The 406-nt window shown below is 63.5% G+C and carries 1 protein-coding gene; it reads right to left on the reverse strand.

What is annotated here, in order from left to right; translation table 11 throughout:
- On the reverse strand, positions 1-406 hold a 406-nt coding region (locus VI26_RS22750; protein WP_048412033.1), incomplete at both ends, for a hypothetical protein.

Genomic DNA, 406 nt, shown 5'->3' on the forward strand with positions numbered 1-406 from the left:
CTGCAAGCTACCGCCGTGGTTGTCGATATCAGCGGCATTGACGTCCAGCGCCGCATTACCGGCAATCTTGCCCTGGTTGTTCAGCTGGCCGCTGATCTCCAGGCTGCTGGCGGCCTCCTTGCCCAGCGCCAGAATCTGGCCAGCGTTGTTGACGCTGGCCGCCGTCAGTTGCAGGTCCTTGCCGGCCTGGATCAGGCCCGCGCCATTCTCCAGCTGCCCAGCCGTCAGCGTGAACTGGCCGTCGCTACCCAATAGGCCATCGTTGCGCAGCACATCGCTGGCGCTAAGACTCAGACTTTGCGAGCCGATCAGGCTGCCCTTGGCGTTGTTCAGCTGCTGCAGCTTGGCGTCCAGTGCTTGCTGGGCGAAGACTTCGCCGCCCTGGTTACTGAGCGTGTCCGCCTTC

Source organism: Chromobacterium sp. LK1 (assembly GCF_001043555.1).
GTDB classification, from domain to species: domain Bacteria; phylum Pseudomonadota; class Gammaproteobacteria; order Burkholderiales; family Chromobacteriaceae; genus Chromobacterium; species Chromobacterium aquaticum.